The organism is Candidatus Dedyshia acidiphila (assembly GCF_051025295.1).
GTDB lineage: Bacteria > Acidobacteriota > Terriglobia > Terriglobales > Acidobacteriaceae > KBS-83.
This window is the reverse complement of sequence record NZ_JBMGJV010000006.1, coordinates 1-14,694: the sequence shown is the minus strand read 5'-3', so window position 1 is coordinate 14,694 and position 14,694 is coordinate 1. Positions and strand designations below refer to the sequence as shown.

General features: G+C 64.5%; 12 protein-coding genes. 7 read left to right on the top strand and 5 right to left on the bottom strand.

What is annotated here, in order from left to right:
* The first annotated feature begins 36 nt into the window (after positions 1–36).
* From AC5IJH_RS04000 to AC5IJH_RS03985, 4 genes are all read left to right on the top strand, one after another.
* A complete protein-coding gene (locus tag AC5IJH_RS04000) occupies positions 37–447 on the top strand; it encodes a hypothetical protein (RefSeq protein ID WP_491901510.1) in 411 nt (136 codons plus the stop codon).
* A gap of 104 nt (positions 448–551) precedes the next feature.
* On the top strand, positions 552–1,451 hold the full coding sequence (locus AC5IJH_RS03995) for a hydroxymethylglutaryl-CoA lyase (RefSeq protein ID WP_491901509.1): 900 nt from the start codon (positions 552–554) through the stop codon (positions 1,449–1,451).
* Between the two features lie 28 nt (positions 1,452–1,479).
* Positions 1,480–2,280 carry an enoyl-CoA hydratase/isomerase family protein gene (locus AC5IJH_RS03990; RefSeq protein WP_491901508.1) on the top strand — a complete coding sequence of 267 codons (801 nt, stop codon included), beginning with the start codon at positions 1,480–1,482 and terminating at the stop codon, positions 2,278–2,280.
* Positions 2,281–2,305: 25 nt separating this feature from the next.
* Positions 2,306–4,189, top strand: a complete 1,884-nt coding sequence (locus AC5IJH_RS03985) for a PAS domain-containing sensor histidine kinase (RefSeq protein WP_491901507.1) — start codon at positions 2,306–2,308, stop codon at positions 4,187–4,189.
* A 12-nt stretch (positions 4,190–4,201) separates the two neighbouring features.
* Here AC5IJH_RS03985 and AC5IJH_RS03980 read toward each other — a convergent pair whose 3' ends face one another.
* Positions 4,202–5,194: a phosphoesterase gene (locus tag AC5IJH_RS03980; RefSeq protein ID WP_491901506.1), complete on the bottom strand. Its 993-nt coding sequence runs from the start codon at positions 5,192–5,194 to the stop codon at positions 4,202–4,204.
* A gap of 182 nt (positions 5,195–5,376) precedes the next feature.
* Here AC5IJH_RS03980 and AC5IJH_RS03975 point away from each other — a divergent pair, with 182 nt between their 5' ends.
* Together AC5IJH_RS03975 and AC5IJH_RS03970 are read left to right on the top strand one after the other, a co-directional pair.
* Positions 5,377–7,815: a penicillin acylase family protein gene (locus tag AC5IJH_RS03975; RefSeq protein ID WP_491901505.1), complete on the top strand. Its 2,439-nt coding sequence runs from the start codon at positions 5,377–5,379 to the stop codon at positions 7,813–7,815.
* Between the two features lie 5 nt (positions 7,816–7,820).
* Positions 7,821–9,536, top strand: a complete 1,716-nt coding sequence (locus AC5IJH_RS03970; RefSeq protein ID WP_491901504.1) for a hypothetical protein — start codon at positions 7,821–7,823, stop codon at positions 9,534–9,536.
* Here the strand turns inward: AC5IJH_RS03970 and AC5IJH_RS03965 are convergent.
* The 3 genes from AC5IJH_RS03965 to AC5IJH_RS03955 form a co-directional block, all read right to left on the bottom strand.
* Positions 9,517–10,488 (bottom strand): GDP-L-fucose synthase family protein, encoded by a 972-nt coding sequence (locus AC5IJH_RS03965; protein ID WP_491901503.1) that lies wholly within the window; start codon positions 10,486–10,488, stop codon positions 9,517–9,519. The two genes, AC5IJH_RS03970 and AC5IJH_RS03965, sit on opposite strands and share 20 nt — an antisense overlap.
* Positions 10,489–10,490: 2 nt before the next feature.
* The gene (gene gmd / locus AC5IJH_RS03960; RefSeq protein ID WP_491901502.1) at positions 10,491–11,573 is read right to left on the bottom strand and encodes a GDP-mannose 4,6-dehydratase; all 1,083 of its coding nucleotides are present in this window, start codon (positions 11,571–11,573) and stop codon (positions 10,491–10,493) included.
* Between the two features lie 144 nt (positions 11,574–11,717).
* Complete coding sequence (locus AC5IJH_RS03955; protein WP_491901501.1) at positions 11,718–12,989, bottom strand: glycosyltransferase WbuB; 1,272 nt, start codon at positions 12,987–12,989, stop codon at positions 11,718–11,720.
* Positions 12,990–13,083: 94 nt separating this feature from the next.
* Here AC5IJH_RS03955 and AC5IJH_RS03950 point away from each other — a divergent pair, with 94 nt between their 5' ends.
* A complete protein-coding gene (locus AC5IJH_RS03950; protein ID WP_491901608.1) occupies positions 13,084–13,989 on the top strand; it encodes a polyprenyl synthetase family protein in 906 nt (301 codons plus the stop codon).
* Between the two features lie 126 nt (positions 13,990–14,115).
* Here the strand turns inward: AC5IJH_RS03950 and AC5IJH_RS03945 are convergent, their stop codons facing one another.
* Positions 14,116–14,454 (bottom strand): hypothetical protein, encoded by a 339-nt coding sequence (locus tag AC5IJH_RS03945; RefSeq protein ID WP_491901500.1) that lies wholly within the window; start codon positions 14,452–14,454, stop codon positions 14,116–14,118.
* Positions 14,455–14,694 lie beyond the last annotated feature (240 nt).

Genomic DNA, 14,694 nt, shown 5'->3' with positions numbered 1-14,694 from the left:
ACCCGGATGCACATCGGCCGCAGCTATGCTCCAGCTATGGCATCGCGTGCAGAGGCACTCCCCCGGCAGAAGTCTGGCACCCGCAAGAAGAAGCGCAAGGCGGCAGGCGCACCCGGCTGGGTGCTGTGGCTGCCTCTTGTCGCCGGGATCGCCGCTGCCTGGTTCGCGGTGCGATACGCAGAGGTGCTGCCGCTGCTCGGCCCTGCCGGACTGGCGCGCCTGCGCCTGATGGCGCCGCTCGCCATGCTGGTCCATCAACCGCAGCTTGGCTTGCCGGAGGCGACGGCCGACTCGGTCGGACAGGTGCTGCTGTACGCGCAGTTCCCTCTCTACGGGCTGCTTGCGGCGCTCACGTGGCGCGTCGCTGGCTTTCTGCGCGCGCTGATCACGGTGCTTGTGATCCACGGCCTTGCGGTCGGCGCGGTCCTGATCCTGGCTCAGCTCTAGACACAGCTTTAGCCGCACAGTAGCAGCGCCACCGTCGCAAGGCCAACGTGCCGCGACGTGTTGCCTCTCTGCCGCATCGGACAACTGGTACTCTCGTCTGTCCTATGCCCGAAAACCCGAGTTCCGCGCCGCTGAAGTTGATTGAGTGCCCCCGCGATGCATGGCAGGGGCTGCCCCTGCCGTTGCCGGTCGAGATCAAGGCCGACTACCTGCGCGCCCTGGTCAGCGCGGGGTTCCGCCACCTCGATGCTGCATCCTTCGTGTCCCCGAAGGCAGTGCCGCAGATGGCCGACTCCGAGCAGGTGCTGGCTCTGGCCGACCTGCCGTCGCTGACTACGGATCCGCTCGAGGTGATCGGGATCGTCGTGAATGCGAAAGGGGCGGAGCGAGCGATCAACAGCAACGGTGTGACGACGGTCGGCTTTCCGTACTCCATCTCCGCCGGATTCCTGGAGCGTAACCAGCGGCAGACGCCGGAGGAGGCAGTGGAGGCACTGGAGACGGTGGGCTCGCTGGCGTACAAGGCCGGCCTCGGTGTCGTCGCGTACATCTCGATGGCCTTCGGCAATCCTTACGACGACCCGTGGAGCGTCGAGGAAGTCGTCGCTGCCTGCGATCTGCTGGCCGATTCCGGCATCGAGAGCATCTCGCTCGCGGACACGGTCGGGCTGGCGACACCGGAGTTGATCGAAGTGGTGGTTCGCGCGGTGCTCTCGTCCGGTCCGCAGGTGGAGCTTGGAGTGCATCTGCACGCGCGGCCGGATCAGGCTGCAGCCAAGGTCACAGCCGCGTACCGCGCCGGGTGCCGCCGCTTCGATATGGCGCTGGGCGGTCTTGGCGGATGTCCGTTCGCGCAGGACATCCTGGTCGGCAATGTGCCGACGGAGCGTGCCATTGAGGCTCTGGCCGCAGCTGGCGCAACAGTACCCTCGCTCGGTGACCTCGGTCCCCTGCTGACAGCCAGCAGCGCCATTGCCGAACGATACTCGGGCGTGAAACAGTAGCGTTTCTTTTGCTCAGGGCGGAGGACGCATGGCGCAGTACAACACCATCACGGTGGAAGAAAGGCCGATTGAAGGCGGCTGCATCCGTACCATCACGTTGAACCGGCCGCAGCGGCGCAACGCACTCACCGCGTGCATGATCCAGGAGCTGACGCTGGCCCTGCGGGCGGCGGAGGACACCTGTGCCGGCGTTGTCGTTATCCAGGGCGCGGGTGAGCATTTCTGCTCCGGGCTCGATCTGTCCGAGCTGCGCGCAATGACCAGCCGCAGCATGGAAGAGCACCGGCTTGACTCGATGAACATCGCCGAGCTGTTCCGCACGCTTTACAACCTGAGCGTGCCGAGCATCGCCGTGGTGCGCGGCGCCGCGATGGCGGGTGGCATGGGGCTCGCCACCATCTGCGACTTCACGCTGTGCAGCGATGACGCGCGCTTCGGCTACCCCGAGGTCCGGATCGGCTTCGTACCGGCCATCGTTTCGGCCTTCCTTCTGCTGCAAATCGGCGAGAAGCAGGCGCGGGATCTGCTGCTGACTGGTCGCGTGCTGGAGGCGGAAGAGGCGCACCGCCTGGGTCTGGTGACGCGCGTGCATCCGGCGAGTGAACTCGGGAACGCAGCGGCCGAGGTGGCCGCGACCCTGATGGCGAACAGCCCAAGTTCCATCCGCGCGACCAAGCACCTGCTGCATCGGCAGGAGATCGAGCGCCTGAGCCGCAACCTGCGCGCGGCGGTCAACACAAATGCCGAGCTCCGTGCGACGGATGACTTCCGGGAGGGCATCCAGGCATTCCTCGAGAAGCGCGCCCCGGTTTGGCCGTCGCGGCGCTGACCGGTACACTTCCCTCGATGAGTCCATGGCTAGCGCGGCAGAACGACTGAAGACGGGGATCCGGCTGGAGCACCTCCAGGCGCTGTGGGACCATGCCCCGCACCCGGTCTGGGTGCACCAGGACTACGTTCTCGTGTACGTGAACCGCGCTGCGGTGCAGGCCTTCCATGCGGCCGCCCCGGCGGACCTGCTGGGCCGCTCGCCACTCGCATTCATCGCGGATGGTTCGCGCGCGATCGTTGACCAGCGCATTCAAACCATCCTCGGTGGCGAAGCGACCCCACGCATGCGCCTGAGCCTGCTCCGGTGCGACGGCACACCCTTCGCGGCTGAGGTTGTCGCTTGGCCGATTACGTTTGACGGTGCAGCCGCCGTGCAGGCGAGCCTCTACGACCTGACGGAGAAGTTCCGGACAGAAGCCGAGCTGCGCGAGAGCCAGAGCAATTATGAGCAACTGGTCGAACTGGTGCCCCAGTTGGTGTGGACGGCCGATGCCGAGGGGCATCCGGACTTCTACAACCAGCGCTGGTACGACTACACCGGTGTGGACGCCGGCGCGACCGATGGCGATGCGTGGACATCTGTTCTGCACCCGGACGATCTCGAGCGTTCCACGGCCGTATGGCAGGGTGCGGTGAGAAGCGGTGACCGGTACGAGGTTGAGTACCGGCTGCGCAGTGCGGATGGCAGCTACCGCTGGTTTCTTGGCCGCGGCAATCCGATGCGCGATGCCGGAGGTCGCATCGTGCGCTGGTTCGGCACCTGCACGGACATCCATGAGCAGCGTCGCGCCCGCGAGGCGCTCATTGAGAAGGAAGAACGTTTCCGGACCGCAACGCTGGCGGTCAGTGACCTGCTATGGACCAATAACGAGCACGGCCGCATGACGGAAGAGCAGCCGGGGTGGGCTGCTTTTACCGGGCAGAGTCGCGAAGAATACGAGGGCTACGGCTGGGCGAAGGCTCTGCACCCCGATGACGCGCAGCCCACCATCGATGCGTGGGAAGCGTCGGTGGCCGAGCGCCGCATGTGCGTTCTGGAGCACCGCGTGCGCCGCTACGACGGCGTGTATCGGTTGTTTGTAGTTCGGGCGCTGCCGGTTTTGCGCGCAGACGGCTCGGTGCGCGAGTGGGTGGGGGTGCACCGGGATGTGACGGAGCGGCGGGCGCAGGTCGAAGAGATTCGGCAACTGAACGCGCTATTGGAAGAGCGGGTGCGCCAGCGCACCGCAGAGCTGGTCGCCAGCAACCGGGAGCTCGAGGCATTCAGCTACTCCGTCTCGCACGATCTGCGTGCCCCGCTGCGCACGATCGACGGCTTCAGCACAGCACTTGAAGAAGATGTTGGCCCGCTGCTGAACGAACGCAGCCAGGATTACCTGCGCCGCATTCACGCGGGCGTCGGGCAGATGAACCGGCTGATCGATTCGCTGCTGCAACTCTCCCGCGTGACCCGCGCAGACATCGATCGCGACGAGGTAGACCTGTCGGAGCTGGCCAGCGAAGTGGTCGAGCAGTTGCGCCGGACACTTCCCGGGCGGCACTTTGCTGTAGAGATCGAGCCCGGGCTCGAGGGCAACGGCGACTCACGCATGCTGCATGTGGTGCTCACGAACCTGTTCGCCAATGCCGTCAAGTTCACGGGCAAGCAGGCGACGCCTGTGATTCACTTCGGCTCGCTGGAGCACGATGGCAAACGCGCGTACTTCGTCAAAGACAACGGCGCGGGGTTCGATATGAAGTTCGCGGGCAAGCTGTTCCAGCCCTTCCAGCGGCTGCATGGGGAGAAGGACTTTCCGGGCTCCGGCATCGGGCTGGCGACGGTGCGCCGCGCCATCGTGCGCCACGGCGGCGAAGTCTGGGCGGAGAGCGGCCCCGAGGGCGCGAGCTTCTACTTCACACTAGGTTGAGCAGAGCGACGCCTAGCGCAGGCTGCGCTCGTGTGCCCGCAGCTCTTCGACGATCGTGGCTGCGGTCGCGCGGGCCTCATCCGAGCGGTCTGGCGGGAATGAGATCGCGCCGACCCGTGCATGTCCCCCGCCGCCGTAGCGCTCACAAATGGTCGCCAGGTTCACCATCTGCTCTGCGGTTCGCCGCGTCCACGGATTCGATCCCACCGCTACCTTCGTCCGAAAGCTCGATTTGCTCAGCCCGATGTTGTAGGTCGCCTCGGGATGGAGGTAGTAGGGGATGAACTTGTTGTAGCCCTCGAGCTGGTGGTCGGTGATGTCGAAGTAGATCGTGTTATCGGTGCACTCCGCGCGCTCGCGGATCAGCGCCAGCGATTGCTCATGCCGCTCGAGCAGGGGAGGCAGCAGCGCGGCGATGAACGGCTCGTCCAGCACGGCCGACAGCGGCTCTTCGGTGAGCAGTGGAATCATGCGCGGGATCAGGTCCGGGTCGGCCGCTGACTCGATCACGAGCGTCAGCTTCATCGCGGGCTGGGCCATCTCGACGGCAGCCATGGGACTCTCGTAGAGTGCGCCATCGACGATGTCTGCCCACTTCACCAGGTCAGCGACCGGTTCGGCGTTGAAGCCGAAGTGCTTGGACGCGATGTGCGTCAGGAACCCGGCGCAGGACGTGTAGGTCGGATCGTAGAAGCGGCGCTCGCCGTAGCGGCCGTCGGCCAGCCCACGCTGGTAGTCCTGCTGGTCGTTCGGCGTGAGAAAGGCGCTGAGGTGGTGATCGAACCACCAGGTGATGCGCGGGGATGCGGAGTACTTGAAGTCGACAATCGCGTTCTCATCGCCCTGAAAATCGGCCTCGTTGAAGAGCGCTCCTGCGCGATGCACCAGGCCGTGATAGCTGTACTTCGCGCCGGGTGCGATGCACTCCCGGTGGAAGCGGGTGAACAGAGAAGCCGAGCACGCCCCATCGAAGCACTTATCGTGATAGAAAACGCGAACGTTCAACAGCAGGCTCCTTCAAGGCCCGTGGCAGTAGCCCACATAGCAGCGCGAGAGAACCCCTAGGATTGCCGGGTCGCCCCTCCCTGTCAAGCTGCTGCGGTATTGTGTCAGTGGCAGGCGCTCCCCGTGGCCGACGGCAGCCAGCAAGGTTCCGGAACGGGAAGAGCGTCAGGCTGAGGAACAGCATGCTGCTGGCGGAGACGAGACCATTGCGAAAGCGGCGCGGCTGGTTGGCACGGCTGGTCATCATGTGCCTTGGGATCGGGCTGTTCGCGGCGCTGCTGGTCGGCGGGGGCTGGCTCTGGCTGCGTCACGCCATGGAGGCGCAATTGCCGCAAATCGATGGCGAGCGCCGCACCGCCTCGATCGTGGCGCCGGTCACGGTGCGCCGCGATCACGCCGGCGTGCCGCATCTGAACGCAGAGTCGCTCGATGACCTGATCGCCGCGCAGGGCTACGTCGCAGCACAGGATCGCCTGTGGCAGATGGACATGCTGCGTCGTGTTGCCGCAGGCGACATTGCGGAGCTTCTGGGCAGCCGCTTCGTCGCCCACGATCGCACACAGCGCGTGTTACAGATGCGACAGACCGCCGAGCGGCTGACAGCGAGCCTGTCTGCGCAGGATCGACGCTATCTCGAAGACTATGCGCGGGGCGTGAACGACTACATCCAGGAGGCCGACGCGTTGCCGGCGGAGTTTCGGCTGCTGCACTATGAGCCGCAGCGCTGGCAGCCGGTGGACTCGCTGCTCATCGTGCTGAACATGGTGCAGACCCTCGACGAACAGTGGCCGACCAAGCTGGCGCGCGAGCAGCTCACACGCCGCCTGGGCCCGACACTCGCCGCTGATCTCTACCCCACTGGCTCGTGGCGCGACCATCCGCCGACCCAGGGCACACCCGATCTGACGCAGCCGCCAACGGACACGCCGCCCATGCTGCCCGATGAGGAGTCCTCATTAGGCACCGCGCAGGACCTGTTGCACATTCGCGCTGCGCTTCATCCGTTTCTACCCGACGCGAACGACCCGTGCCGGACCTGCACCCCTGGTTCGAATGAGTGGGCGGTGAGTGGCACGCGCACTGCATCCGGGCGGCCCCTGCTGTCCAACGACATGCACCTGGACCACTCCATCCCCGGGATCTGGTACGAGATGGATCTGGCCGCACCGGGCTTCCATGCCGCCGGCGTGACGCTGCCGGGTGTGCCGTTCATCATCGGTGGCCACAACGATCACATCGCGTGGGGCTACACCGCCATGTACGGCGACACGCAGGACATCTACGTGGAGCGCACCAACCCGCAGGGCGAGTATTGGGACGGCGCAGCGTGGCGGCCCATGGATCACGATCGCGAAGTGATTCACGTCCGCTTCGCCGCCGACCAGATCATCGATGTGGCGCGCACCCCGCACGGCCCGGTGCTGACACCGCTGCTGCCGCATGAGAGCCGCACGCTTGCGCTGCGCTGGTCGGTCTACGATCCGCAGTTCGCCAGTGGATTTCCGATTTTTGGCATCAACACAGCCGCCAATTGGCAGCAGATGCAGGCGGCACTCGCGCAGTGGTGGGCGCCCACGCTGAACGTTGTCTACGCGGATGACCAGGGCCACATCGGCTATCAGGCCATCGGACATCTGCCGCAGCGTCCCGGCGGGCTCGAGGGCGTGCCGATCTCGGACAACATGCATGAGTGGCAGGGAACGATTCCCTTTGCGTCGCTGCCGTCCGCGCTCGATCCGCCATCCGGCATTCTCGCCACCGCGAACTCGCGCATCACGCCGGATAACTACCCCTCACCGCTAACGCTTGAGTGGGCGGCGCCTTACCGCAATGAGCGTATCTGGAAGTGGCTCGGCAGCCATGACAAGCTGAACCGCGCCGACATGCTCAAGCTCCAGACCGATATCAACTCCGATGTGGACCATGAGCTGGCGCAGCGCTTCGCCTACGCGATCGATCATGCGCAGCACACCACGCCGCGTCTGCGTGAGGCAGCCGACCTGCTGCGCTCGTGGGATGGGGTGCTGCGCACCAGCGACGCCGCTCCCGCCATCATCAATGTCAGCAAGGCGGCGTTCTGGCGTGTGCTGCTTCGGCCGCGACTCGGCGATGACTGGAAGCTCTACGACTGGCCTGAAAGCGCGTTCGCTGAAGAGCAGCTCATCACAACAATGCCCGCCGCCTGGCTGCCGCCGCACTATGCGAGTTGGAATGACCTGCTCGCCGATGCAGTCGACCAGGGGCTCACACTTTTCCAGGCGCCGCCATCGCTGAAGAGCTGGAACTACGGTGACTTCCACCAAGTGGAAATCGCACACCCGCTCTACTCCATGCTCCCCTTGATGGGCTGGACCGGTATCGATGCGGTGCCGCAGTCCGGCGACACCAGCACAGTCAAGCAGGTGAATCGCGGGTTTGGACCATCCCAGCGCTTCACCATGGACTGGAGTGATATCGATCAATCGACCGAGAACATCGTGATGGGCGAGTCCGGCGACCCGCTCAGCCCGTGGTACCGCGACCAGTGGCCGCTCTGGTACACGGGCGCCACGATGCCGCTGCCCTACACGCCAGCCGCCGTGCAGGCGGTGACGGAGCACACGCTACGCCTGCTTCCATAAGCGGTGTGCGGACAACCGAGCGGCACACGCCGTGGCGAAGCTGGCTCGCTCTGCTCCTCACCACACTGGCAGCGAGCGCGATGCTGCTGCGCGAAGGCGCGTCCTGCGGGCATGACTTCGATTTTCATCTCGTTTCCTGGATGGAGACATTACGCGCGTGGCACGCGGGTATTCCGTATCCGCACTGGGCACATTCTGCAAACTACGGAGCGGGCGAGCCGCGCTTCGTCTTCTATCCTCCCGGCTCATGGATCCTCGGTGCAGTGCTGGGCGCAGTGGCCGGATGGCATGCAGTGCCCTTCTGTTTTACCGCGCTGTGCCTGCTGCTCTCCGGCTGGAGCATGCGCCGATTCGCCAGCCGCTGGCTCTCGCCCCGTGCGGCAACGATTGCGGGATGCCTCTGTCTCGCAAACCCCTACTCACTGTTCGTAGCGTATGAGCGGACGGCCTATGGCGAGCTGCTCGCCGCCGCGCTCATTCCGCATGTGCTGGCCTGCGCCGTCGCGGCCTGTCCGCGCGTGACCCGGCTCTCGCTGCTCATCGCGGCGCTCTGGCTGACGAATGCTCCCTCTGCCGTCATCGCCTGCTACACGCTGCTCTGGATTGGGGCTGTGCGTGTGCTCTGGACGCGGCGTTGGCGCGCGTCGCTGCGGCTCGGTGCAGCAACCGCGATCGGGGTCGCGATCGCGGGCTTCTACCTGGTCCCCGCTGCACGCGAGCAGCGCTGGGTAGAGATCACTCGTGCTGTCGGCAGCGGCATGCGTTACGAGGACAGCTTCCTCTTCGGGCGCACCGGGGATGCGTTCCATGACGCGGTGCTCCGCACTGCATCTATCCTAAGCTGTCTCCTTCTCGCCACCGCCGCTGTATCGTTTCTCGGCTCGAAGCGCACCCTCTCTGCATTCAGGAGAGACAGCTCCGACGCCTCGCTCGGCTGGCTGGCCATGCTGGTTCCGCTCATCCTCCTCCTGCTTCTGCCCGTCAGCGCACCGCTGTGGCATGTCGCGCCGCATCTTGCGTTCGTGCAGTTTCCCTGGCGCTGGCTCATGATTCTTGCGCCGGTCGCTGTGCTCGCGTTGATGGTCGTGCTCACCGAACGCGTGCCGGAGCCGTTGATGTTGGTGTGCGCCGCCGGATTGGCGGCGCTGTCCATCGCCATCCTCACGCCGCGCTATCACCAGACCTGCGACGACCAGGACAATGTCACGGCGCAAGTCGAGCTGATGAAGAGTGGCGACGGGCAGGAGGGCACGGATGAGTACACACCGCGCGACGACGATAACGCTGAAATCGCGCAGGATCAGCCAGAGATCCGGGTTGTCCGCGAGCCCGCGGCGGAGGAGCCGGATTCGAGCCGGCAGCAGAATCCAGAGTGGCAGCGCGACGCGGCGAGGGAGATCGACGCCGGCATTGCGCCCATCGCGATTCGCCCAGAGCAATGGACTGTGCGGATCGACTCGCCGCTGCCGGGCTATGCTCTGTTCCGGCTGTTGAACTACCCGGCATGGCAGGTCCGCCGCAATGGCGCGACCGTGACGGACATGCCTCGCCGCGATGACGGCATGCTGGCGGTTCCGCTGCCTGCCGGCCGTTCCACCATCGAGATCGACTGGCGCACGACATCCGACGTCTGGGCCGGGCGAGCGCTGAGCTTGTTTGGGTGCGTGCTACTGCTCGCTGTATGGCGACGGGAGAGACGGTCTAACGCGCCGTTGCTGTAAGCACTGCTTCGGCCGCAGCATAGGTCTTGCGGATGCCCTCGGGCAGCGGCGTGCGAGCATGCCAGCCGAGTGCGTGAATGCGTGAGACGTCCAGCAGCTTGCGTGGTGTGCCGTCTGGCTTCGACGTATCAAAGCGCAGTTCACCCTCAAAATCGAGCTCGCGCGAGATCAGCTCGGCAAGCTCCCGGATGGTGAGGTCTTCGCCTGTGCCGATGTTGATCAGCGGCGGATGCTCCGCGTTGATCAACGACTGGAACTGCGCGTCCGGCAACTGCATCAAGTGCGCGCAGGCCTCGGCGAGGTCTTCGCTATAGAGCAACTCACGCCGCGGTGTGCCGGTGCCCCAGACCTCAATGAAGTGCTGCCCCGCCGCCTTTGCCTTCGCTACCTTGCGCATCAGGGCCGGAAGCACGTGCGAGGTAGCGAGGTTGAAGTTGTCGTGCGGGCCGTACAGATTTGTAGGCATAGCGGCGACGTATTGCGTCCCGTACTGCCGGTTGTAGGACCAGCACATCTCAATGCCGGCAATCTTGGCCAGCGCGTACGCACGGTTGGTAGGCTCGAGCGGGCCGGTGAGCAGGGACTCTTCATGAATCGGCTGCGGCGCCAGCCGCGGATAGATGCAGCTGGAGCCGAGAAAGAGCAGCCGGCGCACCCCACTCAGCCGGCTCGCCTCGATCAAATTTGTCTGGAGCACGAGGTTGTCGCGAATGAAGTCGGCCGGATAGGTATCGTTCGCGAGGATACCCCCCACCTTGGCAGCGGCGAGGAAGACATACTCCGGTTTTTCCGCGGCAAAAAAAGCCTGAACAGCGCGCGCGTCCAGCAGATCCAGCTCAGCGCGCGTACGTTTCAGGACGCTGCGGAAGCCCCGCTGCTCGAGATAGCTCGCGATCGCCGAGCCGACAAGTCCGCGGTGTCCTGCGACGAAGATTCTGCTGTCCGGATGCATGGCTACTCGTGATAGCGAAACGCATTGAAGCCGTGCTTGTGCACCAGCGCGTCACGCTCCGCTTCCTTCAGATCTTCCGTCACCATTTCGTGGATGAGTTCGTCGAAGGAGATCTTCGGCTTCCAGCCCAGCTCACGGTGCGCCTTGGAAGCGTCGCCCAGCAGCGACTCCACCTCGGCAGGCCGGAAGTAGCGTGGATCGATCGCGAGGATGGTGCGGCCCTCGGCATCGACGCCTCGTTCGTCCACACCGGCGCCCTCCCAGTGCAACTCCATTCCCAGCAGCTTCGCCGCGCGTTCGACGAAATCGCGAACGCTGTACTGCTGGCCCGTCGCCACCACGTAATCCCTCGGCTCGGGCTGCTGCAGCATCAGCCACATCATCTCGACGTAGTCACGGGCGTGTCCCCAGTCGCGCTTTGCGTCCAGATTGCCGAGATGGAGCTTGTCCTGCAGGCCGACCTTGATGCGGGCCAGCGCGCGTGTGATCTTGCGCGTGACAAACGTCTCACCGCGCCGCGCGGACTCGTGATTGAAGAGGATGCCGTTGCAGGTGAACATGCCGTAGCTTTCCCGGTAGTTCACGGTGATCCAGTAGGCGTAGAGCTTGGCGACGCCGTAAGGCGAGCGCGGGTAGAAGGGCGTGGTCTCGGTTTGCGGATTCTCCTGCACCAGTCCGTACATCTCGGAGGTTGAGGCCTGGTAGAAACGCGTCTTCTTTTCGAGGCCGAGAGTACGGATCGCCTCGAGCAGGCGCAGCGTTCCGATACCGTCGCTGTTCGCCGTGTACTCCGGCTCTTCGAAGGAGACCTTGACGTGACTCTGCGCGGCCAGGTTGTAGAGTTCATCCGGCTGCACCTGCTGTACCACGTGGATCAGGCTCGAGGTATCGGTCAGGTCACCGTAGTGCAGCACCATGCGCTGCGGCTGCGTGTGCGGATCCTGGTAGAGGTGGTCGATACGCGAGGTGTTGAAGAGCGAGGTGCGGCGCTTGATGCCGTGGACCTGGTAGCCCTTGGCGAGCAGCAACTCCGCGAGGTAGGAGCCGTCCTGCCCGGTGATGCCTGTGATCAATGCCTTCTTCACGCTACCGCCCTTGTGACAATCTTACGAGACATCCCGGTGAGAGCGTGCTCCTCGGGCCGCATGGGTGCGCTGCCTCAGCCTTACGGTACCACGGCATGCGCACCGTCCATGAGTCGCCAAAGCGGTTCCATGATGCGCGCGCCATCAGTAGTCGCGAGCAGTGCGACGATGCGCTTTCACCGCTGCGAAGAGCTCCGCTTCGAAGCGCTCCAGCACGCGTTCTCGACCCAGGTGCTCGACGGCATGCGCGCGCGCGGCAACGCCCAGGGCACGGCGCATCTCAGTGTCGTACGCCAGGGTCCGGACAGATGCGTACAGGGCCGCTTCGTCGAGTGGGGCCACAGCCACCCCACAGCAACCAAGCGCCAGCGCCACCTGCGTGCCGGGCGCGGCAGTCGCAATTACGGGACGCCCGCTGGCCATCATGCCGGTCAGCTTCGAAGGCATGACCAGGTCGGCGGCATCCGGACGCTGCGGCAGTAGATGGATATCAGCCGTATTCAACAGATCGTTCAATTTGTGAAACGGCTGCAAAGGCAGCATGGTCACATTCGGAGCTTCGCGCACCATGGCCGCCAGCTGCGGATGAAACGCACCATCGCCACAGAAGATGAAATGGACCCGCGGGTCATTCGCGAACTCGCGAGCCAGCGACGGTAGCAGTTCCAGTCCCTGCTTCATCCCCATGTTGCCGGCATACATGAGGACAACGCGCTCCGGTCCAAGGCGCAACTGCTGGCGCAACCGGCTCGGGCCTTCGAGCGGTGCGATCGTGTCCGTGTCCACCCAGTTGGGGAACATCACCGTGCGCTCGACCGGGATGCCCTTCTCCGGCAGGCGCTGCATCATCTTCTCCGACACCGTCGAGATGCGATCGAAGCCGCGCATTGCGTAGCGCTCCAGCGCTTCGGCGAGTGCGTGCATGCGACCCTCTGCTGGCAGCAGTCCGAGTCCGAACGCTGCGTCTACTTCAAAATCCTGAACATGGAGCCAGGGCACCGCATCGGCCAGTCGCGCGGTCCACAGCCCGGCCAGCGCTGAGAGGACCGTGGGTTCGATCGTCAACACCACGTCCGGCCGCCACTGCGCCTGGCCCAGCATCAACGGCAGGCTGCTCACCATGAAGGAGGCGAGGTGGAGCAGGCGCGTCGATCCGGACGGTCGCCGGGGGACATAGATAGGACAGCGATAGACGCGAACCGTGCCAGGTTCCGTGCGATAGGTCCATGCACGATAGTCGGCGCGCACGCGCCAAGCCGGATAGTACGGCGGCGCAGTGACGACTCGCATCTCGTGACCGCGCGATGCGAACCACTCCGCCATCTCTCCCGAGTACTTACCGATACCCGTCAGTTCCGGCGAATAGTTGATCCCGTGCAGCAGAATGCGCAACGACGCTGTTCGTTCTTCTGGCACTTTCGGCGTCTGGGGCAAAGGCAAGCATACTTCAATGTCTGGCCCATCTTAGCGGGCCAGCAGTAGAACAAAGTACAGGGAGGGCTCAGGTATGATGACCGCAATGCAGATCGAGATACGCGCCCTGCTGGAGAGCGGTGCGGCCCGCACAGATCGGGCGCTGGAACGCCTGCTTCCCTCCTCCGACGAGGTTCCTGTTTCCATCCACCGCGCGATGCGGCACAGTGTCTTCGCGGGCGGCAAACGGATGCGGCCGATCCTCGCCATGGAAGCAGCACGCATGCTTGCAGGCGGCGCAGAGTACCCCAACGGTGTGGAAGATCTCGCGTCGGCAATCGAGATGATTCACACCTACTCGCTGATCCACGATGATCTGCCGGCGCTTGATAATGACGATCTTCGTCGAGGCAAGCCGACCTGCCACGTAGTGTTCGGTGAGGCGATCGCCATCCTCGCCGGCGATGCACTGCAGACGCTCGCGTACCAGGTGCTCGGCTCACTCGCTTGTCCGGCAACGGCCGCGATCCGCATTGTGCAACTGGTAGCGGAAGCGACGGGCACGCGGGATGGCATGATCGGTGGCCAGGTGCTCGATCTGGAAGGCGAGCAATCGCAACCGACAGAGAGTTCAGTGCACGCCATCCATCGTGCGAAGACGGGCGCACTCATTCGCGTCAGCCTGGTGAGCGGCGGTATCTACGGTGGAGCGAACGAACAACAGGTCGCCGCGCTGACCAGCTTCGGGACATATGCAGGGCTGGCTTTTCAGATCATCGACGATGTGCTCGACATGACGGGAGACGCGGCATCGCTGGGCAAGACAGCAGGCAAAGATGAGGCCAGCGCGAAGGCGACCTGGCCAGCCGTCCACGGCATTCCTGCTTCGGTCGCAGAAGCACGCCGGCTGATCGAGGAGGCGTTCCGGGCACTCGATATCTTCGGGGAGCAGGCGGAGCCGCTGAAGACGGTCGCGCGATATATCGTCGATCGCACGAGCTAAGCCACGTTGGCTGCGGTCGCACACCGAATAGGTATCAAAAACAAACAAGAGACGGTGACAGGAATAATCCTGTCACCGTCTCTCGCGTTTAGTGCGATCCAGTCGTCTGTGACGTGCTTCGCGCGACTAGACGTGCACCTGTTCGCGGATGACCTTGCGGATCTTTTCGCCCTGCTCGCCAAGATCCTGAACGAACGTCTCGAACCGGCCCAGGGCCTCCTGCGCGGTCTTGATGTAGTCCGGCAGATCTTCCCAGATCTGGCGTACGTTGTCGGACTCCTCCAGCAGAGCCACCAGCGATCCGGCGGCAGCGACAGCAAGCGCGGCACGGCGGCGTCCGCTTGCGAGCAGAACAGCACCCGTCAACAAGGATCCGGCAGCCAGTCCGCGCGTCCACGCGCTCGTGCCGCCCGGCAGGTCATCCAGACTGTTCTTCACTCGCTTCGATACCCCTGACAGTTCCATCGCCATCGCTCCTGTTTCCTTTCACCGGCACCGTGGTCTGGCGTCCTGGTCTATCCGCTGCTTTCTGGGAAATGCGCACCCGTGCAGCGATCCTTGTGGTGTGATGCGGACTTCCGCCCACCGCGCGATCGCTGCGGCCGCCTAATCGAGATCGAAATCCCGCAGCGGCTTGCCCTCTGTCGGATCGTCCTTCGCTCGCTTCACTGCTTCGGCGAAGCGGCGTTCCATCAGGTCTTTTTT

Bases quoted from the DNA above. Each gene is read 5' to 3' on its own strand.
- AC5IJH_RS04000 (WP_491901510.1), top strand. From the start codon at position 37: ATGGCATCGCGTGCAGAGGCACTCCCCCGGCAGAAGTCTGGCACCCGC.
- AC5IJH_RS03995 (WP_491901509.1), top strand. From the start codon at position 552: ATGCCCGAAAACCCGAGTTCCGCGCCGCTGAAGTTGATTGAGTGCCCC.
- AC5IJH_RS03990 (WP_491901508.1), top strand. From the start codon at position 1,480: ATGGCGCAGTACAACACCATCACGGTGGAAGAAAGGCCGATTGAAGGC.
- AC5IJH_RS03985 (WP_491901507.1), top strand. From the start codon at position 2,306: ATGGCTAGCGCGGCAGAACGACTGAAGACGGGGATCCGGCTGGAGCAC.
- AC5IJH_RS03975 (WP_491901505.1), top strand. From the start codon at position 5,377: ATGCTGCTGGCGGAGACGAGACCATTGCGAAAGCGGCGCGGCTGGTTG.
- AC5IJH_RS03965 (WP_491901503.1), bottom strand. From the start codon at position 10,488: ATGCATCCGGACAGCAGAATCTTCGTCGCAGGACACCGCGGACTTGTC.
- AC5IJH_RS03950 (WP_491901608.1), top strand. From the start codon at position 13,084: ATGACCGCAATGCAGATCGAGATACGCGCCCTGCTGGAGAGCGGTGCG.
- AC5IJH_RS03945 (WP_491901500.1), bottom strand. From the start codon at position 14,454: ATGGAACTGTCAGGGGTATCGAAGCGAGTGAAGAACAGTCTGGATGAC.